Below are 17,877 nucleotides of genomic sequence, written 5' to 3' on the forward strand. Positions count from 1 at the left end.
GTGGGAAATAATAAAAATAAAACAGCAGCTTCTTCAGGTTATAAAACTCCGAATGAGAAGTTCAATACCGAATTTGCTGAAGAGAACACGATGACCACTGCTAAAAGGGTTTCTCGTAATGTGGAAACCAAACAAGGCAAACTCGTGCAATAACCCCAGAGATACGACGAGAATTTAGGGCACCCGTTAGGGAGCCCTTTTAAAGATAAATGATACATAGCTTTGAAGTCATTTCATATCCTCGCTCGATCGACTACATGTACTTTATGAGTAATATTCTTACTACATGAACGCAACAGAATTGGTACTTGCATGAGGAGTAGCAATACAATAAATCAACAATTATGACCAATCATTTAAGCAACAATTTTTTGTACATTTAAAGGTGGATATATACCCAACATTCAAATTCAATAGCCTTTATTATGTATGCATAATTGATGAACAGGTTTGCTGAGAAAAATGGATTCATTGGTAAAACATAAATAATAGATTAGGAGTTAAAATTGCATTCATTCAATAAATAATCATGTATTTCAGTTTACTAATAAAATTTCTGAGTGGTAGCTCTTCTGGGTCATCATGTTTTTTACCAAATAACATGACTTCGGTCTCTAGATTTTCCTTGTTCATTTCATAAATTGATTTTATTAAGTTCATACTAGGAGAGTCAACAGTACCGTTCTTCCACATTGTGACCATTTGGAGAACTCTAGACTCTCCTTTGTTTTTAAGCGTATTTATTAAGTTTACATAACCACAGTCGGAACCGAACACGTCACGACAGATAGCTACATGTACATTGCCATGGTCAGTAAGTAGTACTGTCGCCTGTGGTGGCATTTCTGAGTTTTGCAAAGGCAATTCTTCAGCAAGAACTGATTTTGCAGTTTCTATCATAGTTTCAAAGTTTATCATTCTCTTATTCCCTTCTAAACAGGTTTTTATGCACTTTTCACTACATTTAAATTCCAAAATGTTTGTTTCTTTTAATTACAAATACAATGCTACTCAAAGAAGATGAACCTTTCGGTATGGACGACCAGAAGATGGCGGGCCTCAATCATGATCAGATGATCGCAGAAGGCATAGAAGCGATTTTACATGATTCTTGGGGCTCCCGTGGCACGATGAAGGAGATGGCACTTACCTGTATCCGTGAAATGCAAGAAATGGTGCAACTCTTGAATCCTTATGGGAATGAGTTGACTATCCATACAAGGGAAAGAACCGTAAAGCGGTTGAGAAAATTCTCGACTTGTTATTTATACTCCATGATTTCAACATGGTTTCTACACAAACAGGATCTATAATCCAGATATAAAGTTCATGCACACAGACATTGCAATCATAAGGGAACTAACACCATAATCGCGGATGAATAACACTCATGTGTCCGTTGATGCCGCTGCCTATGTTTCTCTTATTTATGAATGGAAATCAGTCGGGGCAGTCTTCAAATGATGACCAATGGACAAAATGTAGATGGAAATTGATTTTTTGAAAGATCATAAAAAAGTTAACTTTCGAAATAGGATTGAAGAAGCGGGTGAGCGACATGTCAAAAATTCGGGTGCTTGTAGTCGATGACGAATGGAATATGCGTAATTTGCTGCGCATTTTTCTCTTAAAGGAAGGCTTTGAGGTTAAGGAAGCCTCATCTGGTTACGAGGCGTTGTCCATCATGAAGCAGAGTGCATTTGATCTTGTCATTTTGGATGTCATGATGCCAGGAATGGAGGGTTGGGAGGTTTGTAAAGCAATACGTGAAACCGAAACAATACCTATCCTCATGCTCACGGCTCGCTCTGATACAAAGGATAAAGTACATGGACTAGGCATTGGAGCTGATGATTACTTAACAAAGCCTTTTGAACCCGAAGAGTTAGTGGCGCGTGTATATTCCTTGTTAAGGCGTTCTATGATCAACCAATCGCAGAAGTTTCAGCATACGATCATTGAATTTCACAATCTGAAAATAAACGCAGAAGCTCGCGAAGTTCATATTCATGAAAAAAGTATTGATTTTACGCCCAAAGAGTTTGATTTGTTCCTTTATCTAGCGAAAAATACGCAGCGATCTTTTTCACGAGAAGAGTTAGTTGAACGATTATGGGGTTATGAATATACCGGTGACACTCGTGCTGTTGATACCCATATAAAAAATATCCGAGAAAAACTACAACGCGCAGGTCTTGGCTATAACCCCATTGAAACCGTGTGGGGGGTAGGATATAAATTTACAGCCCAAGGAGTAACGAGATGAGGAACAATAGAATTGGGGTGAAACTTGGTTTAATCATCATTTCGGTATTCTTTATCGTCATCTCCTTTCTGGGCGTAAGTATCTATCAGATGTTTTCTAACTTTTATCATTTGGAAATGAGAACGGAGGTCGCAGAGATGACCTCTCATTTCATCTCGATGGCAGAAACAACGGAGTCTTCCTCAGAGAAAATGATTATGACCTTCGCAGATTTTTCAAATGTAAGTATGTTTTATATCAACTCTAAAGGCGAGATAACGCTTCATACAGGTGAACACAGTGCTTCAGACCGATCGTTTATCCATCCAGAAGATATTAAGAAGATCTTCTCTGGAGATTCCATTAACTTAGAACACCAGGATCCATTAGGCAATCGTTATGTGGTGATTGGACAACCGATCTATCGCGATAATCAGGTATCTTCAGCAATTTATGTAATGGCCTCCACCCTAAGTATGGATAAGTCTCTTGCTGCTGTGCAAAATCTGCTGCTCCTTTCAGGAGTAGGAGCCTTTTTACTTGCAATCGGAATAACGTGGATTATGGCGCACCTCTTTTCTCGGCCCCTAATTCTTATGCAGCAAGCGACAAAGAAAATTGCCGTTGGAGAGTTAGAAACCCGATTAGAGATTCAACGAAAAGATGAAATTGGTGATTTGGCGGAGGCGATCAATAATTTAGCAACCGACTTACAGCGATATCGAGATACACGGCAAGAGTTTTTCGCTAATATATCTCATGAACTCCGAACTCCGATCACGCACCTTAAAGGATATGCCAGTGTGTTGAAAAACCATTTGTATCAGACAGAAGAAGAGAAGGACAGTTATCTAGACATCATTTATCAGGAAGGCGTTCGCCTCCAGCATCTGGTTGACGATCTGTTTGAACTTTCGAAGATGGAAGAAGGTAAGGTCAGTCTTGTCATCGAATGGGTCGATATAAATGACATTATAAATCAGGCCGTTAATAGGGTGACTTTAAAAGCAAAGGAGAAAGGACTAGCACTTAGCGTTCATCTGACGGATTCAATTCCGCTAATCCGCGGGGATGGAATGCGAATGGAACAGATCATGATCAATCTATTGGAAAATGCGATACGTTATACGGAACAGGGTACGATTCGAATCCATACGAATCACACTCATGATACGGTTTCTGTTTCCATAGAGGATTCAGGCATTGGTATTCCAGAGGAGGAGCTTCCGTACATTTTTGAACGTTTCTATCGAGCAGAGAAGTCCAGATCACGACAAACTGGCGGTACGGGACTCGGACTATCCATTGTAAAGAAATTAGTGGAGCTGCAGGGAGGAAACATTCAGGTTACCAGTAAGAAGGGGATTGGTACTTGTTTTACGGTTCTGTTTGCCCTCCCGACGATACAGGAGGAGTCGATATGAAAAAAGTCGACTGGTTGATCGCCGCATTCTTTGTGTCGATTGGCCTGGTGTGTTTAACCGTTTCGGCTATGTATTATCAAGGAGATACTTTCATAAGTAGAATAGCTTATTTCAAACGGACGACATGCATAGGGATAGTTGTTTTAGGTTTTGTCATTTATCTCATATACCGAAAAACTCGATTAAAAAAGCATAAACGAAATAGAAAGTGACTTCAATGAGGAGTCGCTTTTTGGATCCATAACAATCTACACAGTTTCAACATATTTGAAGAGTATGATTTAAGTAATTCATCAGGAGGTGACAACATGAAAAACAAGTTCATAGCGATAGTTGGTGCAACTGTTCTGACTCTTGGAATCGGATCTGCTGTCTATGCGGCAGATGTGAATCCAGGTACCATTAAAGACATGCTTCCTTTCATGAAAGAAATGCATCCAAATTTAAATGATTCAGAATTAGAACAAATGTACAACAATTGTCATCAGAGAGGGGCAAATTCTAACTCTCAGGGAATGATGCAGAAAAACTCAATGATGCAAGGAAGAGGCACAGGATCGATTTAGCATATATACTTTGCTGAATACTGTACGTCCAAGAACTGAATACCACGTAGGGCTTCACAAATGGCTCTAGAAAGAGCAGAATCATACATTCAAGTAATTCGTCCAGATCGAGACGTTGATTGCGTTAGAAGGCGGTATATGAAGTATTCCAAACGCGAGCTCGTCGATCTTCTGATTAACTCGGAACAATATTTAGCTGTTCATAATCATCTTTGGACAAAGAATGAGTTTTACAATATAGCTAGAAGTTCCTTCTTTATTCTGAAGGAACTTCTTTTTCATAAACGGCCGACGGTTTGCTATTGTAATTTACATTTCATATAGTCAAGATAGATAATCTGTGACAAAGTGTTACAGGAGTGAGGATGATGCAATACATAAAATTGTGTCCTGTACTTTAAAATTCGTGAGTGGATCGATCGTGAATCAGATCTTAAACAATCATAATCATCAATGGAGCGGGATCCCTTTTTAGGGCAAGTTGTCTATTTACGGGGAAACTCCAATATCAGTACAGGTGGAGACAGTCTTGACTTTACTGAGGAAATTCCGGAGAGCTATCAGAAATTAGCAATTGAATCAGCGAAGGCTGCAGGTGCAACTTTCTGTGGGGTAGATATGATGATTGATGATATCGCATCTTTCATGGAGTCTGACGGTAAGATGAGTACGATGGCTCATAAAAAGCACGTAAGGCAGCCAGTTCCTTATGACTGGCTGCTTTTCTCAGGATAGCTTAAAACCCTAACTGTCATAAAAATAAAAATACACATGATCATTATCATCAGTGACAGAAACAATTCGTTTCCAATGCTTCAGCGTTGTATAAAACGAGTATAAATCACTATCAAAAGTTGTAAATTTAATATTTTAAAGTAAGAGCATTTCTTTGTAATGAGAAATGCTTTTTTAATCGTACAACAATAAAAATGCAATTGAAATCAATGTTTATTTATTGTAAAACGATATATTTAATGATAAAGTTTCTTTATCATTAAATCAAGTGAGGTGCTTTTTTTGAAAAAAATAACGACGTTCTTTTTAAAGATAGCTGTTATTCTTATCGGAATCCCCGTTCTTGCATTTTGTATATTTTTGGCTCCTAAAATCGGAGTTTTTGCTGGGGAATTGTATCCAGATATTGCTTATCTAGAATCTCTCGTCTTAATTTTGTTGTATGGAGCGGCTGTGCCTTTTTACTTTGCTCTCTATCAGGCGTTTAACCTTTTGCGATACATTGACGAGAACACAGCGTTTTCGGATTTATCTGTAAAGGCGTTAAAGAACATAAAGTGTTGTGCAATTACAATAAGTGGTTTGTACGTATTAGGTATGCCACTCTTTCATTTTATAGGGGAGAAAGTTGACCCTCCTATCGGGTTTGTAGGGCTCATCATCATTTTTGGTTCGTTGGTTATCGCCGTTTTTGCAGCTGTTCTCCAAAGACTTTTACAAGAAGTGATTAATATAAAATCAGAACATGATTTGACGGTCTGAGGTGGAGGATATGGCAAAGCATTCTTGAATAAACTGAATCGTACCGAGGGAGTTAAATGGAACAGCGACAGTCTAGGACTTTATTTTCTCATCCTTAGCTGTCGCTGTTTCGATTTCTAAGATCAGTCTAAAACTTATTTTATGGAGTCTGGTGGTATGACAATTCGAAAAGTCGAATGGAATAAAGATACTTAGTCTAATACTTTATTTTCCACTGACAGAAGGAATGTTTTTGACCTAAATAACGTAGGTGAAGTAATTGAATCCACAAATGTGACCTGAATAAAACGCGATTCTCGCACTGCAATTTGTCACACGTAGAGATTACTGACTGCGATATAACGGGACTAAAGATCAACGGAATCTTGATCGAAGATTTGCTTAAGAACATCAGTGTTCGTTAACAACTCAATTAGAGAATCCCCTTAGTAAACGCAACTTCCCAAACACTAGTAACGTTAAACTATCGATTGCTGTCTTTATCCGATATGGGAAGCGTATCGTAGGATTTGGCGCGACTAGCCGGGCGACCGCTGCGTTCGCTGCACGACGAGGCTCGCGACATGTTCGCAAAAGGCTTAGCTGGTTCGGTGAACTGGCCAAGGCCATCAATTAAAAAACCACGCTGAGCACCTCATGCGAGATGCCTCAGCGTGGTTACGAGCCCGGAAGCCGGTTCGTGATCGGTTAGTCTTGCGGCCGATTGCCTGGCTCCAGACCGGATGACGATACCGTCATCACCGGTTTTACAGTAAGATCGTTATGTACTTGAATCTGGCACGATAAGCGGATGTTTGATTCCGCAATGCCTTTGGCCTGCAGAAGAGCGGCTTCCGCTTCACCAACCGGACCGGCGTCTCCATCCACCACTTCGACCCGGCACGTCGTGCATTTGGCCTTGCCGCCGCAGCGGTGCAATATGTCAACCCCGTTATCCACCAGGGCAAGCACAAGTTTAGTACCTTCTGCAACTTCATAGGAGCCTCTTCCTTCAATTTGAATCGTCGGCATTTTGGACTTCTCCCCATTCCTAATTTGGTAGCTGCGCAATCAATGGCTTATCATGTGCAATATCATTATCATACTATCCAAAATCGCGATCTGTAAACAACCGAACGCGTTAACCTTTATGCATGAGGAGATCAAGCTTTGCTACTTCATCACAGTTGTATAATAGCGGCATCGGATAAAATCGAGGGATATCAATAGCAACAAGAAGGTGGCCAATTATCGATCGGTTGCTTTTTCGTTATACTAATGGGCAGGTTTCTCAACAAGATTTTTAAGATAGCCACCAATTAATGCTTGTTGGTTTTTTTTATTTGAAATTTATGGATGCTCAAGGCGGCGAGTCGGGAATGGGATAAAGTTCTGGTCAACCAGTAAATAAGGTGCGAATGGTGCAAGGTTGTTGCGGCAAAGCTACACTTTTGGGAGGGGGGTTCCTATATATGGTAAAATAGGATGTGCTGTAAAGTTCGGCGGATAGGAGTGTGCCAACCATGGACACGAGTAGACTTAAATCCTTGCGCGTGAAACAAATCATTCTCATCAATGTATGTATTTGCATCCTCATCCCATTATCCGGCGGTTTCTTACTTGTTCTAGAGCCGTCGCCTTCGAACGTTTATCTTGTAGGCGTTTTTTTGTATGGGGCCCTGTTGCTTTTTGAATTTTGGGGACTCTTTTTCCCGAAGCATCTTCTCTTCTTACACTGGCCCCGGTTTATGCGTGAAATTGCGGAATATGAACGGGAAAAGTTAGGCAAGAAGCAGGAGCGAAATATACGGATTGTGAAACTATTTGCCTTTACGTTTTTATTGGCAAATCAATTAGTGGCTTTTACTCGCATAAGGGATGACGATCCCATGCAAATTCGGGATGTGTCTGGGTTTTGGATGATTATGACTATTATAGTTATAATCATTACCTTATCGGGCAACGCGGCCATCCTGTACCGCATTAAAAAAATCGATAAAACAGAGCCGGGGCAATTCCGCTGGTTTACGCTTGAATCGTTAGCACTGGGAGTTATTTTAGGTCTGGTCTCCGTGGCCCTTTTGAGTGTGGGGTTCAGAATCGTGTTGAATTAGCGGAGAGTTATTATCCTAACGGGCGGGGGATTCCAATATGTGGTATGCATAAATAAGACGAGATCCTACTTATTGGAGGAATTAAGAATTGTCCAATCCATTATTGGGGTATGTAGAGGGAGCGTAATGTAGTGGAAAAGATGATAGCTGTAATTTTTGTGTTTTTTGTTTTTATGATTCCTATGTATGGAGTATTAATATGGACTTATTTTTGTCCTGAGGATAGTTTATTATGGGGGAAACGATGGATGTATAAAGAAGAACCTGAAATATCTAATTCGGCAATTCGCTTTGCGAAAGTATCCTCATTGACAGCTATTGTGGTGCTGACTATTATATTTGGAGTTCTAATATTTAGTTAGCATCATCATTAGAGAATGAAGGGTCTTTAAGTCCTTGTTATCCAACTGCTTGAAATCAGATAAAATGTGTAACATCTTATCTGATTTTTTATAACTAAAAATGGGTAACATTGTCGGATGTATCAATTCTGCCAGAACTATATGAACTCTACAAATCAGCTATTCTAACAGCAGAAGATACTAAAGAAAGTTTTAATCGTTTACATTTAATTGGATTCGTTCTAGATGAGTTTTCAGAATTCCCAAAAGAAATGGTTAACGACTTAGATAAATGATTAATCAAATTGAGAAAACAGGATTTAATGAAGATTATTTTATATATGATTTACTTAATCACATGATTAAAAATCAAATATAAAGTAAAGAAAGAGCCTGTAAACTAGGCTCTTTCTTGATTAAAACTATTGGTTAATCAAAGAGATGATTTGAACTAACTGTCTTCCATCTCCAGTGACATTAACAACTTTATTAGTGTTACTAATAGCTTTCATCTGTGATGAACCACTTCCATCTAAGAAAACTCCATTGACTGAACTCGAAGAAGAACCATCTGTGATGTTAAAATATTGTTGTACAGCATCACGAAATTGAGAATGAGTATGGTGGTTTTTCTTATTATCTGTTTTCTTATCTTCTTCAGGTACATTTGTAACAATTAAGTAGACACTACTCTTATGATAAACTAGAGCTGTTCTTCCCATAGCTGGACTAGTTGAACCTGTCAAACCTTCATCCTCAGCCAGTTTCCTCCAGTTTGAATTTCCTAAATGCATTCCAAATCCGCCTTGTGCCCAGTAATTTTTTCTATTTTTCACGGAAATAGAACCTGCATCCCAGACTTTCTGAATTGAGAACGATCTTTTGTCACCATCCCATACTACAGTACTCGTTCCCTTTTCACCTTTTGTTTCATAATGGTTATACCATCCATTTCCGCCTTTTCCGCCATCAGATCCTACACCCGTGATAGGTTTATCATTTTTTACAGCAATGTGTAGAGTTCTACCAGCTGGAGTGAAGTAACCTCCATTAATCCCATAAAAGTTGGAGTTAGTCAAACTTTTTCCTTTTGAGAGCGTTTCAAACTTGATATTCTCCGGCGTTGTTTGAATAATGTTTAACGTTAATCCATTTTTTGCGTTGTAAGTAGAGTAAGAGTACGATGTAGGGCCTCCTACTCCTGCAAATCCAACCGAAGGGATGCTTAGTACCAACATAAGAACAATTGACAAGAGAATTGACTTCTTCATAATTTCACTTCCTTTCTACTTGATACCTTAAAAATAACATTCACTTTAGGTTAAACCTAGGGGAGTATCGTTACTTTTTTTGGTGCTTTGATGATTTTTTTGTATTTTTGAAAAAGTATCCCTTTTGTTTATTGTTTTTACACTTGTTTTAAGTGTTTCAACTGCAACAACTTCTATTGTTGAGACAGCATCTTATAACATACAACTCCGAACTGTGTGCCGTTTGACAACTCAGTCATATCGGTACTTTTTTGATTTCAAGGTCGTACTTTCGAGTTCCATTGGAAGGTGAACTTGCATGATTGAAAAACGCGTATCTACAAAAAAAGAAAGCCCGAGAGCTGGCGTGTACATTCGCTCAGAACAACCGGACTATGCTTACAGCATTTAAGAAGCGAGCTCGAAATTGAGGAATAAAAAGCTGCCTTACATACCCACAGCGGAAGAATTAAAAAGATACTATGAAGTGGTTTGGAAAGCCAAGAATTTTCAGGACATGATAATCGTGAAGACCCTCATGTAAACAGGTGTCAGGGCCAGTGAGTTAATCAGCATTAAGCTGGCGGACAGCGATTTTCATTACTGTCAAATCCGGATTAACAAAGGAAAGGGCAGAAAAGACCGCATTGTTCCATTTCCTCAGACTTTTAAAGAGCTACTGTCCATGCACACTGATTCGAGATTCGGTGAAAAAGAAGCAAGCGGCCTATCTGTTTGAGTCCTCATGTCAAAAGAAAATAAAGTTCAAGACTGAAAAATAGCCATTTATCAACTTATTTTAAAAACAAAGGTACAAAGGTAAAAGCTCCTGACAACTACTCTTGGATGGGTGATATGGATAAACCCGGATCTTATTTTAAAAATGGACAATATGTTTTTTTTGGACGAAAAGGGAAAGAGCGTAAAACAATATGATATCTATAGTTTAGTTAATGCATTCCCAAGTGAATTGCTATCAGGATACCCTGAGGTATTGATTCATGACGTTTCCAAAGACCAATGGTATATGTTTAGCAATGCGGCAGCAGAATCCATTCGTCAGATGATGGATACGGCCGAAAAGAACGGATTTCTGAAAGTGATCAGTAATACAGTTGCTTAATTCTTATCATACTAACGTGTCCCGTTAGTTCAACACCCAAACTACATATTCAGTCCACCATGCCAAAGGGATAAAAAAACGAAGACATCTGCTCGAAATTTAAATGACAGATGTCTTTTTTTATTTTTAAAGGTTTCGCTAGGATGAGAAACGTTAGTTCATCAGTGGCCCCATTACCCAGCGCATTGTCACCGTTTTGTTAAAATTATAGCCCATTTGAGTCATGCTAAAAAAAGAATACAGACTAGGGTCCAGTGGCAGTTCCAACGTTAGGCTGGCTTCTCTACCGAACCACAGACAGATGCCTTGTTCATCTTGATTTGTTAAATTTTATGGGAAAGAACCTAACTTGAAGGAGCGAAGCAAGTGAAAATTGTATTACGCATTATTATTTATCTCATCGTTTTTGTCGTCGTCGTAGGGGGGATAGGCGCGGTCGGGTTCATCAATACGATGAATGCCGGAATGTCGGTTTACGATAAAGCCCCCACTGCATTGACGGATTTGCAGGTACCGAAATATGACTCTAACAAACCGACGGTGGCCGTGCTTCTGGCGAACGAAGTGACGGAAGTGTTCGATTTTCTCGTCCCGTACGAGATGTTTGCGATGACTGAAGCTTACAATGTATATGGCGTTGCCCCCGATCGCGAAATAAAATCGCTAACCGGTGGACTCGATGTCGTCCCACACTATTCGTATGACGAAATGGATGCGATGCTCGGCAAAAGCCCGGACATTATCGTCATTCCGTTTATGCCGATTTTGGACGAGAATAAATATGCGCCTGTCCGTGAATGGATTCGGAAGCACTCGGGTGCCAAGACGACATTGATCTCCATTTGCAACGGGGCTGAAAACCTGGCGGATACCGGCTTGCTGAACGGGAAATCGGCCGCGACGCACTGGGGAGACATTAACAGGCTCATTAAAAAATATCCGAAAGTCCAGTGGGTGAATGACTGGCGCTACGTCCCACAAGGCAATATCGTATCTTCTGCCGGCCTGACATCGGGGATCGACGCTACACTATACGTCATCTCCAAGCAACTGGGCGAGGCGGCGGCGAAGAAAGTGGCGAAAGAGATGAACTATCCCTCTTACGAGTACGTGACAAACCCGCAAATGAAACCGTTTGTTGCCGGGTTGAGCGATATAACGTACGTACTGAACAACGCTTATCAATGGAACAAAGTAAAGGCGGGCGTGCTGCTATATAACGGCGCCGATGAACTGGATTTGTCCGCCGCATTCGATACGTACGCCGCTTCCGGTACGACGACGACGTTGACAGTTTCTAGCGCGAACCAACCAATCGTAACGAAGCACGGCCTACACCTAGTCGCGCGTTATCAGATAAAAAACGTGCCGAAGTTAGAGAAAATGATTGTCGTCGGTGCCGATGCCGAATCTGCAGCCTCCGAAGACATCAACCAATGGAAGAACAGCGGCTACAGCGCGAAACTGCTGTTCCTACACCGCGACGCGGCGGATCGGTTTGCAATGGATCCTGCATTCGAGGATTTGGCTGAGCAAGAGGATATCCAGACGGCGAAATTTGCCGCCAAGCGGCTTGAGTATCGCGCTACCGACCACCTGAAGCTGAAAGGTAGCTCCTTCTCTTTTGAAGCGTTTGGCGTACCGGTTTTACTCGGCGTCTTGTCCTTGATCATCGCTTTTTTCATCAATCGTCGCTTCATCCGTAGGAAATAGAAATCGTCTGCAGATGATGAGCGCATCGAGGATGGGGACATAAACTAAATTTCAAAGTAGTAAGCTTTTCGATAATAAGATTTAAGATCAATGAAATAGAACATAAAAACAGCACCTCTTAATTTCGAGGTGCTGCCGCAAATATGTGTAACGTGGATAAGTAGATCAATAATGATCGCTTTTCACTGCAGGCTTAGAATGGTTTTCTTATTACTGGGATGATGCGTGCACCACCTCGGATAAGTCGATTTGCTTCGTTACGGTTTATTCTTACTAAAACAGAAACGTCTGTCGAGTTTTCAACGTCAAAGACCGAAAATATCCGACCACCAGCAAACAATACGCCTTTCAACTCAACTTTCTTTCCAGCACTCGGCTTTGGAGGCGTAGCTCGAAAGATAGTCCGCATCACGCCTGCACGAATGAGGCTTGCAGCTTGTTTGGCAGTCGTTCGGACAGCAAATACCGGGTCAATTTCAACCCCAGGTGCTTTAGCCTCCACTTCAACAATTAGGAAAAATCGCTCGCCGATCTTTGCTATACTATTCGCTCCAATAGTTATCGGCTGTACTGTTTTCGCCATTCACATCACCTCCCTAGGGGCATTATATGGAGGGTGAAAAGTAATTGACTGTGATAATCGCCCAGACTTCGATTTTTTGATTCATGACCATTCACACTTGCTTTAATTTGTTCATTTTAGTGAAATTATCTATGAATGGTTTTTTACTCATGAATTGCTTATTCAGAAGATCATTATAATACTTGTTTTCTGGGGCTGGTCAATTCAACATTTGAGTGGGGAAGAAGCCGGTTAGTCCGAAATCTGGCGGAGCAGGACACTCTGATTCTTCTCTGCTCTTTAAGACAATTAAACGAAGAAACGTGGGTATAATTCGCGAATGATGAATTTCCATTCCGCTATGATTCCAATGTATCGCGTCCCAGGCGATCCAGCTCGGAAGACCAATCAAAAATTGCGAAAATCAAAAATGGTGACACTGTCATAATATGGACGGGGATAATCCATCTGAGGAACGAGTTTCTTAACAAAACAAGATTATTCAATTCGAAGAGGTTGATGTTACTGATTATAGCCTCAACAAAGACGACAACAAAGAGCCAGTCACGTGTTTAAATACGTTACCCCAGAACTGACACAAAAGTTCAAAGTTTACTTAATGATTGGGTAATTATGTAAGAATTGCATGCTTATTACGAATACTAGTGGACTACCGTTTCTGAGGATTACTATGGTACACACATTTTGATACACAAATCCAATGAATTTAGAAAAGCTTCCTATGTTGTTGGAGAAGTAATGGGGGAAGTCGCCCAATTAATACTTACTTTGCTTAACGTATTCACCAACTTATCAAAAAAGGAAAACTACAAGACGAGTTCTGCTTAAGTAACAATTGTATCGTAGGTGTTCATTGCGATTGATCAGTTGGCGTGTGTGAAAAGCAAAGTCAACGAGATGGTAATTGGCTTGATGATGTGATTGTTGAGAAGTTGTTTCCAATCAATATTATGTAGATAATGAACATCAATTATGTAGCAATAAAGCCGCAATAAATATTGGACACGAACATGTTCTTGTCCAATATTTATTCAAATGAAAAAATGAAAAGAGAAAGGAATATATAGATTGTGACACAATCCATATGAATGGTGTAGTGATATAGCTTAATTACGTTTATTAGACATATGTACAAAATACGGGTTTTGTGAAACAGTAGTATAGGTATAAAAGGAGTCTCTCCAAATTGACTTAAATTTGCTGCATATTTCGTTCAATCTTATATATCATGTGTTGCTTATTAATAAGTACATTTTTTCATTTTTATTGGTCATTATTACTTTTTTTATCTTATTGCTGTGTGCTCACAGAATTGATTTTGATTTGTCCTATCTAATCATTAATCATTTGCCGTTAGTATCTTTGTATCGTTAAACCGTGTGCTTATATACATCAATTGAATTCATACGTCGTTATAATATTCAATTTGCAAATGACTGCTTAACTGGCTCGGTGTTTATGTTTTGAACTTGTTGGTTCGATTCGTATATACCACATTAGTTGAGTTCCGATCCAGATAATTACTATCACCAGCTTAATAACACTCTTTAATCATATTATGTGAAATAATTCTCAATTATATGCCTTACTAGTTCATTGAATTATTAGTTAGCGTATCAAGTTTCTCTTTCACAATCAAATGTCTATAACGATGGACATCCCCCATTTTCATAAGCCTCCCATGTCAACTCAAGCATCTTTCCAGGCTCTCCTCTGTCATCGCTGTAATAATGATGAATATCCCATCGATCCTTAGGCATTTCACAAATGCCGTTTATCCAAATTGATTAAAACTTCCCAATATTCCTCAGGGCTATTGGCGTCCTCCGGAAAGCAACATCTAATCCCTAAAATCGCAACATCTACTTCCGAATCCCATTCTAAATACTGGGTGGAATACTGGTTGGCAGTAGCTTCTTCATCTTCTTAGGTGGTTTAAGGCATATCGCCATAGCTGCGTTCACGTAAGATAGGTCTGAACTTAAGTAACAAGCTATGATTCCAAATCCAAATGCACTTGGGAAAATGGATATAAACACAGAAGGTATGGATAGAGGGTAGATAATGTCAGGTAACGAAGAGGATTTCGCACCTCTCGCTATTATCATGGGAATAAAGACGCTATGCGGCAAAGACATAACCCAGAATGGAGCCAACGATCCCTGCCAACACCGGGTATCCCATGTAATGTAGCATGATGTTTCTGTTTTTTACACCCACGCCTTCATGGTACCTACTTGCTTCCTTTGCGAATCAATGATCCGGGACATGGTAAGGAACAAAATAATCGCTTCGCTGATAAAGGGGCTGTTCCAAAGTCATCAGAAATGACCAGGAACGCCCCTTTTCCTCAATCTGCACCGAAAGGCAAAACAGACAGTGCTCATTTTCTTCGTGTTACTGGCAGTAGATAGAAAGAGGGCTCCGGCTTCAAATTGGCGCCAGAGCCCTCTTGTCGGTCTATTTGCCTATCCAATCCATCGCATGAATGGTAGCATGCATGCTTTCCTTAATAATCTCGAGGCCTTCACCCAACTGTGAAGCTTCGATCGTTAAAGCTGGCATAATTTTGACAAAAGCCCTCTATCAAAGCACTGCTTCGTAATTGCCTGGGATATTTCCCTGATCCGGTAGACGTGTTACGTCGATGCCCCATATCATGCCAGTGCCTCGAATATCAATGGACGGATGAATCGGTCTTATTTCGGTTTCGAGGAAGTCCCGAATGTTTTGCTCTTTTTGCAGAACCTGCTCCTCCAGATTGACGGCATCTCTCCATTCGAGTGCAGCGGGCTGCAATACATGCCAGTTGGTTACCGCGGAATGTTCCGTTGTGCTCACCCGGGGGCCAAATATCCAACTCCGGTTTTAGCAGCAGCAGCGAAATCGGCAAACCGTAACCGCTGATCGATTTGGAAAGTACAACGATATCTGGCTTGATGCTTGCTTTCTCGAAAGAGAAGAACGGACCGGTTCTGCCACAGCCAACCTGGATATCATCGCATATGAGCAGAATATCGTGCTGTGTGCACAGATTGGCCAGTGCCGCCAGCCATTCCGCCGATGCAAGGTTAATGCCGCCTTCGGCCTGGACCGTCTCGACAATGATGGCAGCCGGCTTCTCAATACCTGAATTCGTATCGCGAATGATATGATCGATATACCCGATCGTATCTAGATTCCCTAGACTGCCGTCGAAAGAATGGCACAAAGGTAACCTGATCCATAGGCATTACTGCACCTGACCGGCAGTCCTTATTGCTTGTGACGGACAGCTCCCCAGGGACATGCCATGAAAACCGCCCATGAAGGCGAAGACGCCAGTCCGCTTCGTCACCTTCCGTGCCAGCTTTAACGCCGCTTCAACAGCATTCGTCCCCGTAGATCCGCAGTATTGGAGCTTGTACTCCAGGCCTCTGGGCCTTAGCACCCGGGAAGAGAACGCCGCTATAAATTCCTCCTACGCCGTCGTATACATGTCCAGTCCGTGCGTAATTCGGTCGGAATGGACATAATTGAGAATGCTCTCCTTAATATAGTCGTTATTATGACCGTAATTTAATGCTCCCGCGCCTGCGAAGAAATCCAGAAAAGCTTTGCCCGCAGTGGAGTAAAGAACCGAGCCTTCTGCTCTGTCGAACACAACAGGGAAATTCCGGCAATAGCTTCTTACATTCGAGTCCATCTCTTCGAAGATTGTTATATATATCTCCCTCTCACATCAATTTTACATGCTCTTTTCGGTTACGACGACAGGCTGATCGGCCTCCGGCTCTGAATCCCTGTTGAAGAATTCCCGTAAATCCCGGCTCCGATGCGCGAAGGCGCCTACAACCACGAGTACGACACACGAGAAAATGACAACATACGTGAAGCTGATCTGGTCAAGCAGAATACCGTACAGCCATGTTCCAATCGGAATGGCGATCATCACGACAGTACCCATAACTCCGAAGAAACTCCCTCGGATTTTCTCCGGGATGTACATCTGGGCGTAAGAGGTCATCGGAATGTTGCCCATTGCAAGAAATACACCAGTAAAGAACAGAAGCCCCATATATCCGGCCATCAGTACACCCTTCATCGTTGTATCTATCATGTTCAATTCCGGGAACACCCACAGTAAGATAAGCAGACCCTGCATCTGAATCATGAGAAAGATCTTGTTAATGACAAACGCATTGACCTTCTTCATGGAGACCAATATGGCGCCAACAATAAAGCCAACTGCCAATGCCGCTTCAATCAATGACAGTTGTGTGGCTGACATGTCGAACTTCTGGTAAACAATAAAGGGCAGCAAAAGCGAAATCGAAGGCGATACGACAAAGTTGGTCATCAAAAAGATAAAGAGCAAATACTTGATGGCCGAACGGTTTTTGATATATGCTCCGATCTCCTTCAAACTCTCTATATACGGCTTGTCCTTATCCTCACTACGATCCCTAGTATTAGAAAATCGTAGGAATATGATCAAGATGCCGGAAACCAGGTAGGATATACCGTCCAAAATAAAGATGTTTTGAAAGCCAATTCCGGTATACGCGAGAGCACCTACTACTGGACCAAAGATGCTGAGCAGCGCAGAGATGCCCTGATTGCTGGAATTAATCGCATTCAGACGTTCCTTGGATACCAGATTCGGGAAAGATGCATTCATCGCCAATGAGAAGAACGCCTGCAGTGCGCTAATTAGGACGGAGTATAGCACAAGAACTATAACATTCTCCGGTTGATAGCTATATAGTATGAACAGCAGGAAGATTAGCACGCCGCTAAGTAACTCACTAATGACGAGTACTTTCTTCTTGTCGGCTCGATCCACATATACGCCAGCGAACGTATTGATGAGAATGTTGGGAAGGTAGCTGATCGCTAGTACAATTCCGAACAAGCTGGCTGATCCTGTAACATCGAGTACGTATAAGCTCAAGGCGAATTTGAATACAGCGGTTCCAAGCTCTGAGATCGTGCGGCTTATGGTGAAGAGGATTATATTAGATATCTCTTTCATCGTTCTTTTACCATGCCCTTTCCATAGA

The 17,877-nt window shown here is 41.1% G+C and carries 17 protein-coding genes and 2 pseudogenes; 12 read left to right on the top strand and 7 right to left on the bottom strand.

Features of this window, described 5'->3' with window-relative positions; genetic code table 11:
* Window positions 1-153, top strand: coding sequence for a hypothetical protein (locus BLS15_RS29060; protein WP_175460792.1), 153 nt, complete (start codon window positions 1-3; stop codon window positions 151-153).
* Window positions 154-516: 363 nt separating this feature from the next.
* Here BLS15_RS29060 and BLS15_RS16480 read toward each other — a convergent pair whose 3' ends face one another.
* Window positions 517-918 carry a hypothetical protein gene (locus BLS15_RS16480; protein ID WP_021253372.1) on the bottom strand — a complete coding sequence of 134 codons (402 nt, stop codon included), beginning with the start codon at window positions 916-918 and terminating at the stop codon, window positions 517-519.
* Window positions 919-1,558: 640 nt separating this feature from the next.
* Here BLS15_RS16480 and BLS15_RS16490 point away from each other — a divergent pair.
* From BLS15_RS16490 to BLS15_RS28620, 6 genes are all read left to right on the top strand, one after another.
* Window positions 1,559-2,266, top strand: a complete 708-nt coding sequence (locus tag BLS15_RS16490) for a response regulator transcription factor (protein ID WP_021253374.1) — start codon at window positions 1,559-1,561, stop codon at window positions 2,264-2,266.
* Window positions 2,263-3,669 (top strand): sensor histidine kinase, encoded by a 1,407-nt coding sequence (locus BLS15_RS16495; RefSeq protein ID WP_021253375.1) that lies wholly within the window; start codon window positions 2,263-2,265, stop codon window positions 3,667-3,669. Before BLS15_RS16490 ends, BLS15_RS16495 begins: the two co-directional genes overlap by 4 nt.
* A gap of 308 nt (window positions 3,670-3,977) precedes the next feature.
* Complete coding sequence (locus BLS15_RS16505; protein ID WP_021253377.1) at window positions 3,978-4,235, top strand: hypothetical protein; 258 nt, start codon at window positions 3,978-3,980, stop codon at window positions 4,233-4,235.
* A 453-nt stretch (window positions 4,236-4,688) separates the two neighbouring features.
* On the top strand, window positions 4,689-4,970 hold the full coding sequence (locus tag BLS15_RS29550; protein WP_021253378.1) for a glutamate/cysteine ligase /amino acid ligase: 282 nt from the start codon (window positions 4,689-4,691) through the stop codon (window positions 4,968-4,970).
* 282 nt (window positions 4,971-5,252) lie between these two features.
* The gene (locus BLS15_RS16515; protein ID WP_021253379.1) at window positions 5,253-5,732 is read left to right on the top strand and encodes a DUF2975 domain-containing protein; all 480 of its coding nucleotides are present in this window, start codon (window positions 5,253-5,255) and stop codon (window positions 5,730-5,732) included.
* A 278-nt stretch (window positions 5,733-6,010) separates the two neighbouring features.
* Window positions 6,011-6,136, top strand: a complete 126-nt coding sequence (locus BLS15_RS28620) for a hypothetical protein (protein ID WP_231515162.1) — start codon at window positions 6,011-6,013, stop codon at window positions 6,134-6,136.
* 283 nt (window positions 6,137-6,419) lie between these two features.
* Here the strand turns inward: BLS15_RS28620 and BLS15_RS16520 are convergent, their stop codons facing one another.
* Entirely contained in the window at window positions 6,420-6,743 is a 324-nt protein-coding gene (locus BLS15_RS16520; protein ID WP_021253380.1) for a 2Fe-2S iron-sulfur cluster-binding protein, read from the bottom strand.
* 491 nt (window positions 6,744-7,234) lie between these two features.
* Between BLS15_RS16520 and BLS15_RS16525 the strand changes: the two genes are divergently transcribed.
* Complete coding sequence (locus BLS15_RS16525; protein WP_021253381.1) at window positions 7,235-7,825, top strand: hypothetical protein; 591 nt, start codon at window positions 7,235-7,237, stop codon at window positions 7,823-7,825.
* A gap of 140 nt (window positions 7,826-7,965) precedes the next feature.
* Window positions 7,966-8,187 carry a hypothetical protein gene (locus BLS15_RS16530; RefSeq protein WP_036590810.1) on the top strand — a complete coding sequence of 74 codons (222 nt, stop codon included), beginning with the start codon at window positions 7,966-7,968 and terminating at the stop codon, window positions 8,185-8,187.
* Between the two features lie 401 nt (window positions 8,188-8,588).
* Here BLS15_RS16530 and BLS15_RS16535 read toward each other — a convergent pair whose 3' ends face one another.
* Window positions 8,589-9,437 (bottom strand): hypothetical protein, encoded by an 849-nt coding sequence (locus BLS15_RS16535; RefSeq protein WP_028532859.1) that lies wholly within the window; start codon window positions 9,435-9,437, stop codon window positions 8,589-8,591.
* Between the two features lie 559 nt (window positions 9,438-9,996).
* Here BLS15_RS16535 and BLS15_RS29555 point away from each other — a divergent pair.
* The 3 genes from BLS15_RS29555 to BLS15_RS16550 all read left to right on the top strand — a co-directional run bounded on the left by BLS15_RS29555 (window position 9,997) and on the right by BLS15_RS16550 (window position 12,252).
* A complete protein-coding gene (locus BLS15_RS29555) occupies window positions 9,997-10,155 on the top strand; it encodes a site-specific integrase (RefSeq protein ID WP_231515161.1) in 159 nt (52 codons plus the stop codon).
* A 144-nt stretch (window positions 10,156-10,299) separates the two neighbouring features.
* Window positions 10,300-10,539, top strand: coding sequence for a hypothetical protein (locus BLS15_RS16545; protein ID WP_028532858.1), 240 nt, complete (start codon window positions 10,300-10,302; stop codon window positions 10,537-10,539).
* 366 nt (window positions 10,540-10,905) lie between these two features.
* Window positions 10,906-12,252 (top strand): DJ-1/PfpI family protein, encoded by a 1,347-nt coding sequence (locus BLS15_RS16550; RefSeq protein WP_028532857.1) that lies wholly within the window; start codon window positions 10,906-10,908, stop codon window positions 12,250-12,252.
* Between the two features lie 193 nt (window positions 12,253-12,445).
* Here BLS15_RS16550 and BLS15_RS16555 read toward each other — a convergent pair whose 3' ends face one another.
* The 4 genes and pseudogenes from BLS15_RS16555 to BLS15_RS16565 form a co-directional block, all read right to left on the bottom strand.
* The gene (locus BLS15_RS16555) at window positions 12,446-12,835 is read right to left on the bottom strand and encodes a hypothetical protein (RefSeq protein ID WP_021253386.1); all 390 of its coding nucleotides are present in this window, start codon (window positions 12,833-12,835) and stop codon (window positions 12,446-12,448) included.
* Window positions 12,836-14,742: 1,907 nt separating this feature from the next.
* Window positions 14,743-15,138: pseudogene (locus BLS15_RS29560) on the bottom strand (FtsX-like permease family protein); the annotation flags it as partial.
* Between the two features lie 157 nt (window positions 15,139-15,295).
* A pseudogene (locus BLS15_RS16560) lies at window positions 15,296-16,538 on the bottom strand (diaminobutyrate--2-oxoglutarate transaminase).
* Window positions 16,539-16,562: 24 nt separating this feature from the next.
* Window positions 16,563-17,849 (bottom strand): MFS transporter, encoded by a 1,287-nt coding sequence (locus tag BLS15_RS16565; RefSeq protein WP_021253392.1) that lies wholly within the window; start codon window positions 17,847-17,849, stop codon window positions 16,563-16,565.
* Between the last annotated feature and the right edge of the window lie 28 nt (window positions 17,850-17,877).

It is taken from the genome of Paenibacillus sp. cl6col (assembly GCF_900102125.1).
Classification (GTDB): Bacteria; Bacillota; Bacilli; order Paenibacillales; family Paenibacillaceae; genus Paenibacillus_B; species Paenibacillus_B suaedae.

Bases quoted from the DNA above. Each gene is read 5' to 3' on its own strand.
- BLS15_RS16480 (WP_021253372.1), bottom strand. From the start codon at position 918: ATGATAAACTTTGAAACTATGATAGAAACTGCAAAATCAGTTCTTGCT.
- BLS15_RS16490 (WP_021253374.1), top strand. From the start codon at position 1,559: ATGTCAAAAATTCGGGTGCTTGTAGTCGATGACGAATGGAATATGCGT.
- BLS15_RS16495 (WP_021253375.1), top strand. From the start codon at position 2,263: ATGAGGAACAATAGAATTGGGGTGAAACTTGGTTTAATCATCATTTCG.
- BLS15_RS16505 (WP_021253377.1), top strand. From the start codon at position 3,978: ATGAAAAACAAGTTCATAGCGATAGTTGGTGCAACTGTTCTGACTCTT.
- BLS15_RS29550 (WP_021253378.1), top strand. From the start codon at position 4,689: ATGGAGCGGGATCCCTTTTTAGGGCAAGTTGTCTATTTACGGGGAAAC.
- BLS15_RS16520 (WP_021253380.1), bottom strand. From the start codon at position 6,743: ATGCCGACGATTCAAATTGAAGGAAGAGGCTCCTATGAAGTTGCAGAA.
- BLS15_RS16525 (WP_021253381.1), top strand. From the start codon at position 7,235: ATGGACACGAGTAGACTTAAATCCTTGCGCGTGAAACAAATCATTCTC.
- BLS15_RS16530 (WP_036590810.1), top strand. From the start codon at position 7,966: ATGATAGCTGTAATTTTTGTGTTTTTTGTTTTTATGATTCCTATGTAT.
- BLS15_RS16535 (WP_028532859.1), bottom strand. From the start codon at position 9,437: ATGAAGAAGTCAATTCTCTTGTCAATTGTTCTTATGTTGGTACTAAGC.
- BLS15_RS16545 (WP_028532858.1), top strand. From the start codon at position 10,300: ATGGACAATATGTTTTTTTTGGACGAAAAGGGAAAGAGCGTAAAACAA.
- BLS15_RS16555 (WP_021253386.1), bottom strand. From the start codon at position 12,835: ATGGCGAAAACAGTACAGCCGATAACTATTGGAGCGAATAGTATAGCA.
- BLS15_RS16565 (WP_021253392.1), bottom strand. From the start codon at position 17,849: ATGAAAGAGATATCTAATATAATCCTCTTCACCATAAGCCGCACGATC.